Origin of the sequence: Streptomyces cacaoi, assembly GCF_006539165.1 — a bacterium.
GTDB classification, from domain to species: domain Bacteria; phylum Actinomycetota; class Actinomycetes; order Streptomycetales; family Streptomycetaceae; genus Streptomyces; species Streptomyces cacaoi.
In genome coordinates this window covers 1-12256 of record NZ_BJMM01000093.1, presented here as the reverse complement: position 1 = coordinate 12256, position 12256 = coordinate 1, and the positions used below count along the sequence as shown (strand labels likewise).

8 protein-coding genes and 1 pseudogene are annotated in these 12256 nt (G+C 72.4%); 5 read left to right on the top strand and 4 right to left on the bottom strand.

Annotation, left to right across the window (positions count from 1 at the left end):
• Positions 1–84: 84 nt before the first annotated feature.
• On the bottom strand, positions 85–3219 hold the full coding sequence (ileS, locus tag SCA03_RS33650; RefSeq protein WP_086813927.1) for an isoleucine--tRNA ligase: 3135 nt from the start codon (positions 3217–3219) through the stop codon (positions 85–87).
• 459 nt (positions 3220–3678) lie between these two features.
• On the opposite strand from ileS, the gene SCA03_RS33645 reads away from it, so the two are divergent.
• Together SCA03_RS33645 and lspA are read left to right on the top strand one after the other, a co-directional pair.
• On the top strand, positions 3679–4509 hold the full coding sequence (locus tag SCA03_RS33645) for a TraR/DksA family transcriptional regulator (protein ID WP_030883588.1): 831 nt from the start codon (positions 3679–3681) through the stop codon (positions 4507–4509).
• A 34-nt stretch (positions 4510–4543) separates the two neighbouring features.
• A complete protein-coding gene (lspA, locus tag SCA03_RS33640) occupies positions 4544–5110 on the top strand; it encodes a signal peptidase II (protein ID WP_030883591.1) in 567 nt (188 codons plus the stop codon).
• Positions 5111–5166: 56 nt separating this feature from the next.
• Here the strand turns inward: lspA and SCA03_RS33635 are convergent, their stop codons facing one another.
• Complete coding sequence (locus SCA03_RS33635) at positions 5167–6417, bottom strand: metallopeptidase domain-containing protein (protein WP_037866359.1); 1251 nt, start codon at positions 6415–6417, stop codon at positions 5167–5169.
• Between the two features lie 372 nt (positions 6418–6789).
• On the opposite strand from SCA03_RS33635, the gene SCA03_RS33630 reads away from it, so the two are divergent.
• Positions 6790–7731: an RluA family pseudouridine synthase gene (locus SCA03_RS33630; RefSeq protein WP_030883595.1), complete on the top strand. Its 942-nt coding sequence runs from the start codon at positions 6790–6792 to the stop codon at positions 7729–7731.
• Positions 7732–7734: 3 nt separating this feature from the next.
• Complete coding sequence (locus SCA03_RS33625; protein ID WP_030883599.1) at positions 7735–9339, top strand: Na+/H+ antiporter; 1605 nt, start codon at positions 7735–7737, stop codon at positions 9337–9339.
• Positions 9340–9683: 344 nt separating this feature from the next.
• Here SCA03_RS33625 and SCA03_RS33620 read toward each other — a convergent pair whose 3' ends face one another.
• Positions 9684–10721: a mechanosensitive ion channel family protein gene (locus tag SCA03_RS33620; protein ID WP_037849961.1), complete on the bottom strand. Its 1038-nt coding sequence runs from the start codon at positions 10719–10721 to the stop codon at positions 9684–9686.
• Positions 10722–10854: 133 nt separating this feature from the next.
• Here SCA03_RS33620 and SCA03_RS33615 point away from each other — a divergent pair, with 133 nt between their 5' ends.
• A complete protein-coding gene (locus tag SCA03_RS33615; protein WP_030883606.1) occupies positions 10855–11454 on the top strand; it encodes a dienelactone hydrolase family protein in 600 nt (199 codons plus the stop codon).
• A 61-nt stretch (positions 11455–11515) separates the two neighbouring features.
• Here the strand turns inward: SCA03_RS33615 and SCA03_RS35405 are convergent.
• Positions 11516–12256, bottom strand: a pseudogene (locus SCA03_RS35405) (hypothetical protein); the annotation flags it as partial.

Here is a 12256-nt window from a genome sequence, read left to right as displayed (position 1 = left end):
CCGGGCGGCCGGGCGGACCGGTGTAGGGTCCGCCCGGCCGCCCGGGTCACTCGCCGTGTGCGCGGCCGCGCCGGGGCGCGGGCGTCACTGCTTCCTGAGGCGGAAGCTGAGGGAGAGCGCCTCGTCCTCGAACGAGGGGCCGGGGAGTTCGGCCGGGTCGCCCTGGGCGAACTCCGTGGCGAGGACCTCGTCGGCGATGAGGAAGGCGTGTTCGGCCAGGGCCTGTGCGACTTCCTCGTCCGTCGACTGCCACCGCAGGGCGATACGGTCGGCGACGTCCAGCCCGGAGTTCTTGCGGGCCTCCTGGATGAGGCGGATGGCGTCGCGAGCCAGGCCGGTGCGGCGCAGCTCCGGCGTGATCTCCAGATCCAGCGCGACGGTGGCGCCCGGGTCGGAGGCCACCGACCAGCCCTCGCGGGGCGTCTCGGTGATGATGACCTCCTCCGGGGACAGCGGCACCGTCTCCCCGTCGACCTCCACGAAGGCCGTGCCCTCGCGCAGGGCCACGGAGAGGGCCGCGGCGTCCGCAGCGGCGATGGCCTTGGCGACGGCCTGGGTGTCCTTGCCGAACCGGCGGCCCAGCGCGCGGAAGTTGGCCTTCGCGGAGGTGTCGACGAGGGAGCCGCCGACCTCGGAGAGCGAGGCCAGCTCCTCGACGTTCAGCTCCTCCGTGATCTGGGTGCGCATCTCCGGGGAGAGCGTCTCGAAGCCGGAGGCGGCGATCAGTGCGCGGGAGAGCGGCTGCCGGGTCTTGAAGCCGGACTCGGCGCGGGAGGCGCGGCCCAGCTCCACGAGGCGGCGCACCAGCAGCATGTCCTGCGACAGCTCGGGGTCGATCCTGCTGAGGTCGGCCTCGGGCCAGGCGGACAGGTGCACCGAGTCCGGGGCCTCGGGGCTGACCGGGACGACGAGGTCCTGCCACACGCGTTCGGTGATGAACGGGGTGATCGGCGCCATCAGCTTGGTGACGGCCTCGACGACCTCGTGCAGGGTGCGCAGCGCCGCCGGGTCGCCCTGCCAGAAGCGGCGGCGCGAGCGGCGCACGTACCAGTTCGACAGGTCGTCGACGAAGGTGGAGATGAGCTTTCCGGCGCGCTGGGTGTCGTAGCCGTCCATGGCCAGCGTCACCTGGTCGATGAGCGCGTGGAGTTCGCTGAGCAGCCAGCGGTCCAGGAGCGGGCGCTCGGCGGGCGCCGGGTCGGAGGCCGAGGGCGTCCAGCCGCAGGTGCGGGCGTACAGCGCCTGGAAGGCGACGGTGTTCCAGTACGTCAGCAGGGTCTTGCGGACGACCTCCTGGATGGTGCCGTGGCCGACCCGGCGCGCGGCCCAGGGGGAGCCGCCGGCGGCCATGAACCAGCGCACGGCGTCGGCCCCGTGCTGTTCCATGAGCGGGATGGGCTCCAGGATGTTGCCCAGGTGCTTGGACATCTTGCGGCCGTCCTCGGCGAGGATGTGGCCGAGGCAGACGACGTTCTCGTAGCTCGACTTGTCGAAGACGAGGGTGCCGACGGCCATCAGCGTGTAGAACCAGCCGCGGGTCTGGTCGATGGCCTCGGAGATGAACTGCGCCGGGTACCGCTTCTCGAACAGCTCCTTGTTCTTGTACGGGTAGCCCCACTGTGCGAAGGGCATCGACCCGGAGTCGTACCAGGCGTCGATGACCTCGGGGACGCGGCGGGCCTCCAGCGAGCAGCCTTCCGCGGTGCAGGGGAAGGTGACGGCGTCGATGTAGGGGCGGTGGGGGTCGAGCCCGGACTGGTCGGTGCCGGTCAGCTGGGTCAGCTCGGCGAGGGAGCCGACACAGGTGAGGTGGCCCTCGGCACAGCGCCAGATGGGCAGCGGGGTGCCCCAGTAGCGGTTGCGGCTCAGCGCCCAGTCGACGTTGTTGTCCAGCCAGTCACCGAAGCGGCCGTGCTTGACGGAGTCGGGGAACCAGTTGGTGGCCTCGTTCTCCCGCAGCAGGGTGTCCTTGATCTGCGTCGTACGGATGTACCAGGACGGCTGGGCGTAGTAGAGCAGCGCCGTGTGGCAGCGCCAGCAGTGCGGGTAGCTGTGCTCGTACGGGACGTGCCGGAACAGCAGCCCGCGGGCGTCGAGATCACCGGTGAGCGCCTCGTCCGCCTTCTTGAAGAACACGCCGCCGACGAGCGGGACGTCCTCGGCGAAGGTGCCGTCCGGGCGCACGGGGTTGACGACGGGCAGGCCGTAGGAGCGGCACACCTTGAGGTCGTCCTCACCGAAGGCGGGCGACTGGTGGACCAGGCCCGTGCCGTCCCCGGTGGTCACGTAGTCGGCGTTGACGACGAAGTGCGCCTCGGCCGGGAACTCGACCAGCTCGAACGGCCGTTGGTACGTCCAACGCTCCATCTCGGCGCCGGTGAAGCTCTGCCCGGTGGTCTCCCAGCCCTCGCCGAGCGCCTGGGCGAGCAGGGGTTCGGCGACGACGATCTTCTCGGTGCCGTCGGTGGCGACGACGTAGGTGACCTCGGGGTGGGCGGCGACGGCGGTGTTCGAGACCAGCGTCCACGGCGTCGTCGTCCACACCAGGAGCGCGGCCTCGCCGGCGAGCGGCCCGCTCGTCAGCGGGAAGCGGACATAGACCGAGGGGTCGACGACCGTCTCGTACCCCTGGGCCAGTTCGTGGTCGGACAGGCCGGTGCCGCAGCGGGGGCACCAGGGGGCGACGCGGTGGTCCTCGACGAGCAGGCCCTTGCCGAAGATCTGCTTCAGCGACCACCAGACCGACTCGATGTACTCGGGGTTCATGGTGCGGTAGGCCTCGTCGAGGTCGACCCAGTAGCCCATGCGCCGGGTCAGCTCGGCGAAGGCGTCGGTGTGCCGGGTCACCGACTCGCGGCACTTGGCGTTGAACTCCGCGATGCCGTAGTTCTCGATGTCCTGCTTGCCGTTGAAGCCCAGCTCCTTCTCGACGGCCAGCTCGACCGGCAGCCCGTGGCAGTCCCAGCCGGCCTTGCGGCCCACGTGGTAGCCGCGCATCGTGCGGAACCGGGGGAAGACGTCCTTGAAGACGCGGGCCTCGATGTGGTGCGCGCCGGGCATGCCGTTGGCCGTGGGCGGGCCCTCGTAGAACACCCACTCGGGGCGGCCCTCGGACTGTTCGAGGCTGCGGGTGAACACCTTGTTCTCGCTCCAGAAGTCCAGCACCGCGCGCTCCAGCGCGGGCAGGTCGACCTGGGCGGGCACCTGGTTGTATGGCACGGGTTCTTCCTCCGGCGGACATCGGGAAGATGCTGTGTCTTCTCTTCCGTCGGAGGGACGAGCTCGCCTGCCTGTGCGGCGGCGGACCCGCGGTACCACCCTCCTTGGCGACGGGCCGTGACCCTCGCCCCCTCATTGGGCCGGCGTTGCCGGTTCTACTCGCTCCGGGGAGCTTTCCTCCGACGGCTCCGGGGTGATCTTCACGCCGCGCTCGCCCCCGGGCTTCCACCGCCCCCGGGTCGCTGCCGGCCGCATACGGACGCTACTCGTCCCCTTCATCGCCTTACGCCGCCCCCAGTGTACGGGGCGTGGACGTGCGGGAAGGGACCGGTTTTCCGGCGGCCGCGCGGGGCACAACGGTTGCAGACCGGCGTGCCCCGTTGCCGTCCACCTGAAGTCGATTTATCGTTCCGGACACGTTTCGCGAGCAAGATCACAAAATGTGAAGGGGCCACGGCCATGGTGGCGGAAGACAGCGCCGCGAAGAAGACTGCGGCACCGGACGAGACCGCACACGAGGCCGGGGAGCAGGGGAAGGGCGCGACGAAGAAGACGGCCAAGAAGGCGGCGAAGAAGTCCGCAGGGACGGCGGGGGCGGCCAAGAAGACGGCTGAGGAACCGGCGGGGAGACCGGCCGGGAAGACCGCGAAGAAGACGGCCAAGAAAGCGGCGAAGAAGACGGCGGCGAAGGCGCCCGCGAAGAAGCGGGCCGCCGGGAGCCCGCCCCGGGAAGCGGCCGGGGAGGCAGCCGCCGGGGACGCCGGGGGACCGGAGTCCGTGACCGAGGCCGCACCCACGACGACGGGAGCCAATACGGTGGCTGCGAAGAAGACTCCGGCGGCGACGCAGGCCGAGGCGGTGCCCTCGGCCCGGAACGCCGGGGGGCCGGTGTCCCCGGGTGAGCTGCCGGTGCGCCCCGGCGAGGACCCCTGGACGCCGGAGGAGGTCGAGGAGGCACGCGAGGGCCTCCGCTCCGAGGTGGACCGGCTCCGCACGGAGATCGCCAACGCCGAGGAGGCGCTCTCGGGGCTGATGCGCGACTCCGCCGACGCCACCGGCGACGACGACGCCGACACCGGGACGAAGAACATCACCCGCGAGCACGAGCTGGCGCTGGCCGCCAACGCGCGGGAGATGCTCTACCAGAACGAGCAGGCGCTGGAGCGGCTGGACGCCGGGACGTACGGGCTGTGCGAGAACTGCGGCAAGCCCATCGGCAAGGCCCGGATGCAGGCGTTTCCGCGTGCCTCGCTGTGTGTCGAGTGCAAGCAGAAGCAGGAGCGCCGCTGAACGCGCCCCTGCGCCTGTGTCGTACCCTCAACACGTGACAGAGGTGGAGCGGCCCATCGAGATGCCCGACGACGACGGCACCGGTGAGGAGCAGGCGGGGGAGGAACCCGGCAAGCGCAGGCGGCGGATCGGGGTGCTGGTCGGGGTGGCCGGACTGGCCTTCCTGCTGGACCTGGTCAGCAAGCTGGTGGTGGTGGCCCAGCTGGAGAACCGCACGTCGGTCGAGCTGATCGGCAGCTGGCTGCGGCTGGATGTGATCCGCAACCCGGGTGCGGCCTTCGGGCTCGGTGAGGCGCTGACCATTCTGCTGACGGTGATCGCGGTGGTCGTCGTCGTGGTGATCGCGCGGATCGCGCGCAAGCTGTACAGCACTCCCTGGGCGATCGCGCTCGGGCTGCTGCTGGGCGGGGCGCTCGGGAACCTGGCCGACCGGCTCTTCCGGGCGCCGGGGGTGTTCCAGGGGGCGGTCGTCGACTTCATCGCGCCCAAGCACTTCGCCGTCTTCAACCTCGCCGACTCGGCCATCGTCTGCGGAGGCGTGCTGATCGTGCTGCTGTCCTTCCGCGGGCTCGACCCGGACGGGACCGTGCACCGGGACTGACCGGGGATGACCGGGACGGACACGGGCCGGTCCGGGCGCCGGGTGCCGGGGCCGGATCAGTCCGCCGTGGCCCCCTCGGGGGTGTGCACGCTGATGCGGTAGCCGTCGCCCGCGCGGCCGGTGACCTCGACGCGGACGCCGCCGGGCAGGGTGCGCTCCTCGCCCGGCGTCAGGGGCGCGTCGGACAGCTCGGCCAGTTCGGGTGGCAGACGGTCGGCGCAGTGCGGGCCGCCGCCGCTGTGCGGATGGGCGTCGAGGACGCGTACCGGCCCCTGGCCCGTCGGAACCTGGGAGTCGACGGAGTAGACCAGCACTCCCTCGGAGCAGATGCCCCGGTCGAGGCCGGTGCGGGTGCGGGCCTCCGCGACGAGGGCGCGGTGCCGGCCGGTGCGGACGACGGTGAGGCCGGCGCGGGGCGAGCTGACGGGGGCGAGGGTGTGCTCGCTGGTGCCGGCGTCGCGCACGCACTCGACGCGGGAGCCGGGCAGCCAGCCGAACTTCCATTTGTGCCAGCCCAGTTGGTCGGAGATGCCGGCCATGCTCATCGTGTCCCAGCCGCCCGCGTACTCGACGGACGCGCCCTCGGCGACGTTGTACAGATCGGGCAGGCCGTAGAGGTGGTTGGCCTCGTGGACGAAGTTGCCGCGCTGCCACAGGGCCGAGTCGTGGTCGCGGCCGAAGACGAGCGCCGCCCCGTGGACGACGGTGCCGCCGGCGTGGAGGCCGTCGAAGGTGTGGGCCTGGGAGACGGTGGGGGCGGCGGGGACGTTGCGGTCGGCGACGACGAAGACGAGATCGGCGCCGTCGAGGCGGACGCCCTGGCGGGCGGCGGCGTCCACCGCGTCCTTGACGTAGCCGCGCATCAGGCGGGCGGAGATGCCGCGGGTGATCCCGTAGGAGGACCACGGCCGCGGCATGCGTATCCAGGTGGAGCTGGCGCGGACGTCCAGCCGGTAGGCGCCGAAGGAGGAGCGCTTCAGGAAGCGGTCGCCGTAGCGGGTGAAGAAGCGGGAGCGCTCGGGGGCCGGGGTCGTCGAGGGGTGGTCGGGGAAGTCGACCATCAGCATCGCGGCGCGCTTGTGGCCGTGCGGGTGCACATAGGGGGTGCCGTCGGAGGTGAGCGGGCCCTCGTCGGTGCCGTCGCCGGGGGCGATGGCGCAGGGGCCCGCGATGCCGCGCGCCTCGGTCGCCTCGGCGGGGGCCGCCAGGGTGAGGCAGGCGGTGGCGAGCGCCGTGGCCACCGCGAGGGCGGGGTGGTGCCGGGCGGCCCGGGCCGTCGGATGCTGGGGAGTGCTGCGCGGCGTCATGCTCGGTTTCCCTCGCTTCCCCCGCCCCCGCGTCGTGGATGTCGGGGTGGTCAGGGCCCGTCCGGGTGCGGCGGGGCGTCTGCGGCGCTTCGGCGCGCTGTCGGTGCTTCGGCGCACTGCGGCGCTTCCGGTGGCGGCCCGGACGGGCAGGACTTCCGGAGCGTTCGGAGTGTTCGGGGTTGTCCGGGGTTTCTGGGTGTCCGGGATATCCGGGGGTGTCCCGGGTGCTGCCGGGTGCTCGCTCGTCGGTTGTTCCGGGCGCGCCGTCAGTCACACCGTCGGGCGGTGCCGGGGCCGGTGCACCCCGGGGCGGGCCGGGCGTGTGAAACGCGGATTGAGGCCGCCGGATGGGCGTCCGGCATACTCGATCAGGTGAGCACGCTTCCTGAGACCCGCACCCTGCCCGTTCCGGATGGCCTTGAAGGTGAGCGCGTCGATGCTGCGCTTGCCCGGATGTTCGGTTTCTCCCGTACGAAGGCCGCGGAGCTGGCCGCCGGGGGGAAAGTGCTGCTCGACGGGCAGCAGGCCGGCAAGTCGGACCGGGTGCAGGGCGGTGCCTGGCTGGAGGTCGAGATGCCCGGGCAGCCGCAGCCCGTGCAGATCGTGGCCGAGCCGGTCGAGGGCATGGAGATCGTGCACGACGACGAGCACATCGTCGTCCTCGTCAAGCCGGTCGGGGTCGCGGCGCATCCGAGCCCCGGGTGGAGCGGGCCGACCGTGATCGGGGGGCTGGCCGCCGCCGGGTTCACCATCTCGACCTCGGGCGCCGCCGAGCGGCAGGGCATCGTGCACCGGCTGGATGTGGGAACGTCCGGGTTGATGGTCGTCGCCAAGTCGGAGCGGGCGTACACGCTGCTGAAGCGGCAGTTCAAGGAACGGACGGTGGACAAGCGGTACCACGCGCTCGTCCAGGGGCATCCCGATCCGCTCAGCGGCACCATCGACGCGCCCATCGGGCGGCATCCGCAGCACGACTACAAGTGGGCGGTCACCGCCGACGGGAAGCCCTCGGTCACGCACTACGACCTCATCGAGGCGTTCCGCGCCGCGAGCCTGCTCGACATCAAGCTGGAGACCGGCAGGACGCACCAGATCCGGGTGCACATGGCCGCGCACCGGCATCCGTGCGTCGGTGACCTGACGTACGGCGCCGACCCGACGCTGGCCAAGCGGCTGCGGCTCCAGCGGCAGTGGCTGCACGCCGTCCGGCTCGGGTTCGAGCACCCGGGGGACGGGCGGTGGGTCGAGTACGAGAGCGCCTACCCGGCGGATCTGGCGCAGGCCCTGGAGACCGTGCGGGCGGAGAGCTCCTGATCCATGGACCAGCTCGCGCTCTTCTTCGCCCTGCTGCTCGCCGCCGTCGTCATGGTCCCGCTCGGGGACAAGATCGGGCTGCCCTCGCCCGTGCTGATGACGATCTTCGGCGGGGTGCTGGCGCTGATCCCGTCCATCCCGAACGTCTCGCTGCCGCCGGAGTTCATCCTGCCGCTGGTGCTGCCTCCGTTGATCTACGCGGCGGCGCAACGCACCTCCTGGCGGCAGTTCGCGGCGAACAAGCGGCCGATCTTCCTGATGGCGGTGGCGCTGGTCTTCGTGACGACGGCCGTGGTCGCCGCCGTCGCCAACGCGCTCGTGCCCGGGCTGGGGCTGGCCGGGGCCGTCGCGCTGGGTGCGCTCGTCGCCCCGCCCGACCCGGTCGCCGCCACCGCCGTCGCGGGCAACGTCGGGCTGCCGCGCCGGCTGGTCTCCGCGCTGGAGGGCGAGGGGCTGTTCAACGACGTCACGGCGATCACGCTCTACCACGTGGCCATCGCCGCCGCCGTCACCGGGACGTTCTCGCCGGCGATGGCCGCCGGCGAGCTGGTGCTCTCCGGGGTGGTGGCCGTCGCGGTCGGGCTCGCGCTGGGGTGGGCGGCCAACAAGCTGATGGGGTACCTGGGCGACGCCACGCTCCAGACGGGGCTCACGCTGCTGGTGCCGTTCGCCTCCTATGTGCTGGCCGAGGAGCTGAAGGGCTCCGGTGTGCTGGCGGTGCTCACCACCGCGCTCTTCCTCTCCTCCGGGCGGGCCGTCGACGCCGACGACGTGCAGGGGCGGCTGGCCGGGCAGACCTTCTGGTCGATCGTGGACACCCTGGTGACCGGTATCGCCTTCGGGCTGATCGGTCTGGAACTCCACACGATCGTGGGGACGATGCAGCAGGACTGGAAGGCGCTCCTGCCGGCCGCGCTCGCCGTCGTCGCCGTCGTCGTGGTCGTGCGCCTGCTGTGGCTGCTGCCGTCCGCGTGGCTGGCGCAGCGGCTGCACCAGAAGAAGGACCTGGACGAGGACATTCCGCGCAACTGGCGGGAGACGGTCGTCGTGTGGTGGTCCGGGATGCGCGGGGTGGCCTCGGTCGCGCTGGCGCTCGCGGTGCCGCTGTCCGTGGACGCGGAGGCCGGAGGCGGCGATTTCCCCGGCCGGGAGGCGATCATCTTCATCGCCTTCGCCGTGGTGCTGGTCACCCTCGTCTTCCAGGGGCTGACGCTGCCGTGGCTGGTGCGCAGGCTGAACGTGCGCAGCGACAGCGCGGCCGAGCGGGAGCTGGAGCGCAAGCTCGCGATCCGGGTGGCGAAGGCGGCGCGGCGGCGGCTGAAGGAGATCGAGGAGGTCGAGGACCTGCCCGAGGAGGTCTCCGAGGCGCTGGCCCGGCGGGGCTGGGACGTCGCGGTGCGGATCTCGCCGGAGATCGTGGACGAGGAGCGGCGCTCGGCGCACGTCGAGCGGGTCGCGCGGCTGAAGAAGATGCGCAGGCTCCAGGGCGAGCTGCTGTCCGCCGCGCGGCACGAGGTGCTGGCGGCGCGCGGGGAGCCGGGGGTCGATCCGGAGGTCGTCGACCGGATCCTGCACCAGCTGGACGTGCGCAGCTTCCGGGGCGTGTGAGCCGGTTCGCTCGCGGGGTTGCGTGCCCTCGCGGGGCTGCGTGACTCGCGGGGTTGCGTGGCCGGGGCCCCTCCGGCGGACCGTGCCCGGGGCCCGGCCTGGCCCGGCACCGGCGACCGGTCCAGCCCGGCACCGGCGACCGGTCCAGCCCGGCACCGGCGACCGGTCCAGCCCGGCACCGGCCACCGCCCCGGTTCGGGCACGCGACCGGCCCGGTTCGGCCGGTCAGGGCCGGGTGCCGTCCGGGGCCCGGGTGCTTGTCCGGGGGCCTGGACGTCGTCCGGGGCAGTCGGCCGTCTCGGGCCCCGGACGCCGCCGTCACAGCCGGTCGGTGGCCAGGATCGTCACAGATGCTTGGCGGCCGGGATGGAGCGGATCCCGGGCAGCGCGTAGGGGTGCTTCTCGTTCAGCCAGGTCAGCAGCTGCTCGCGGACGGCGCAGCGCAGCGTCCACAGATCGCCGGAGGTACGGGCCGTCATCGCGACGCGCACCTCGATCGAGGAGGGTGTGCTGTCGGTGACGACGACGGACCAGTTGCGCCCGTCCCACTCGTCGCTGGCGCGGATGAGTTCCTCGGCCTTGGCGCGCAGCTCGGCGATCGGCGCCGCGTGGTCGAGCTGGAGATAGACGGTGCCGGTCTGCTGCGGGCCGCCGCGTGACCAGTTCTCGAAGGGCTTGCTGGTGAAGTAGGAGACCGGCATCGTGACCCGCCGCTCGTCCCAGGTGAGGATCACCAGATAGGAGACGGTGATCTCGTCGACCGTGCCCATCTCGCCGTCGACGACGACCTCGTCGCCGATCCGCACCATGTCGCCGAACGCGATCGACAGCCCGGCGAACAGGTTGCCGAGCGTGGACTGGGCGGCGATACCGGCGACGATGCCGAGCACTCCGGCCGAGGCCAGCATCGAGGTGCCGAAGGTGCGCATCCCGGGGAACTGGAGCAGCACGGCCGCGGCGGCGATCACGGTGACGACGGTGGTCACCAGCCGCTGGATCAGCGTGAGCTGGGTGCGCACACGCCGGCCGCGCGCCGGGTCGCTGGTGGCCCCGGCGTACCGGGTCGCGATGGTCTCGGTTATCGCGGCGAGCACCCGCAGGATCAGCCACGCGGCGGCGGCGATGAGGATGATCGTCAGCCAGCGGTCCACCGTCTCCCTGTGGTCCTTGATCAGGTGGGTGCTCCCGAAGAACCCGCTGACCAGCGCGACGAACAGCACGGCCTGGAGCGGAATGCGTCCGCGCCTGAGCAGCCCCCACATCGGGGTCTCGGGGTGCCGGGCGTCCAGGCGTGCCAGCAGTCGGTCGACGGCCCAGGCGAGGACGAAACTGACAACGATCGCGCCACCGAACACGATGACGGGTCGCAGCACGTCTTCCATGGTCGCCTTTCTCTCGGGGACGGTACGGCCGGGGGCGCGGGCGCCCAGGGCACCGACGACCGTACCTGGCACCATGTGGAGTGACCGGCTCCAGGGCGCTCGCCCGGGGCGCACTGTGAAGGAAGTGACATCTGTGGCACCGGTTCCGATCGTTCTGTTCCACTCCGTGTGCGGGCTCACCGACGACGTGCACGCCCAGGCCCAGTGGCTGCGTACGGCGGGCGACGGCGCGTTCGAGGTCCACACCCCCGACCTGTTCGACGGGCGTACCGCCGGCTCCGTCGAGGAGGGCATGCGGATGCGGGAGGAGACCGGCAGCGCCGACCGGGACGAGCTGCTGAAGCGGGCCGTCTCCGCCACCGCGCGGTTCTCCGACCGCGGCCTGGTCTACGCCGGCTTCTCGCTGGGCGGCTCCGTCGCGCAGAACCTCGCGCTCGCCGACGAGAAGGCGCGCGGGCTGCTGCTGTTCTCCGGCACCTCCGACCTCGCGCCGGACGCCGCCGTCGACGATCTGCCGGTCCAGCTGCACGTCGCCGACCCCGACCCCTTCGAGCCGCACGACTGGCTGACCGCCTGGTACCTGCACATGCGGCGGGCCGGTGCCGACGTGGAGGTGCACCGCTACCCGGACGTGGGGCACCTGTACACCCACGCCTCGCTCGACGACTACGACGAGAAGGCCGCCGAGCAGACCTGGCGGACCGCGCTGGGCTTCCTGGAGAGCCTGCGCTAGGGAACATCTTCAGCGTCTCCGGCGTCTTCGGCGGAGCGGCGTCCGGACCGGCCGGGGGCGTTCACCGCCGGCAGCGGCCCGTGCCCCGGCTCTTGTCCGGGGAGCAGAGATAGACGTGGTCGGCCTTGTCGTGGCTGACGTAGCGGCCCAGACACTGCTCGGCCGAGCCGAGCCCCTGGCGCTTGCACCAGTCCGCCGCCGCCTGACCGGAGGGGAAGCCGCCGGACGGGCCCAGCGTGAAGAACACCCAGTAGCCGGCGCGCAGCGAGGCGAACCGGTTGCTGTCCAGCCAGCGCACGGTGTCCGCCTTGTTCCGCAGGTCGGCCTGCATCCGCTCCCGGGCGGCGGGACCGCGGGACTTGGGGAGAGAACCCAGCTGCGCCACCCAGGAGTTGACCGGCGGGGCGGCGCCCGGCGGCTGCTGCGTCTTCCCCGGCCCGCCGTTCTCCCCGCCTCCGCCGTTCTCGCCGGGCTTTCCGTCCCCACCGGGCTTTCCGCCTCCGCCGGGCCGTCCGGACCCGTCCGGCTGCCCGTTCCCGTCCTGGTCCGCGCCGTCCGAGGGGGCCGGGCCGTTCTCCGGCGGCGCCGGCGACGCCGTGCCGGACGGCTGCTGTCCGGCCGGTACCTGTGCTTCGGACCGCCCGGTGTCGTCCTGGCGGGTCAGCAGGAACGCGCCGCCCGCGACCAGGGCGGCGGCGACGACGGCGCCCACGGTGGCGAGGAGCCCCCTCCGGCGCCGGCCGCGCCGCGCCGACCCGTCACCCGCCTCCGGTGCGGTGGGCGCGCCCGTCAGGGTGGGGCC

Excerpts from the sequence above, each read along its gene's own strand:
- SCA03_RS33645 (WP_030883588.1), top strand. The coding sequence starts at position 3,679 with ATGGTGGCGGAAGACAGCGCCGCGAAGAAGACTGCGGCACCGGACGAG.
- SCA03_RS33635 (WP_037866359.1), bottom strand. The coding sequence starts at position 6,417 with ATGACGCCGCGCAGCACTCCCCAGCATCCGACGGCCCGGGCCGCCCGG.
- SCA03_RS33625 (WP_030883599.1), top strand. The coding sequence starts at position 7,735 with ATGGACCAGCTCGCGCTCTTCTTCGCCCTGCTGCTCGCCGCCGTCGTC.
- SCA03_RS33620 (WP_037849961.1), bottom strand. The coding sequence starts at position 10,721 with ATGGAAGACGTGCTGCGACCCGTCATCGTGTTCGGTGGCGCGATCGTT.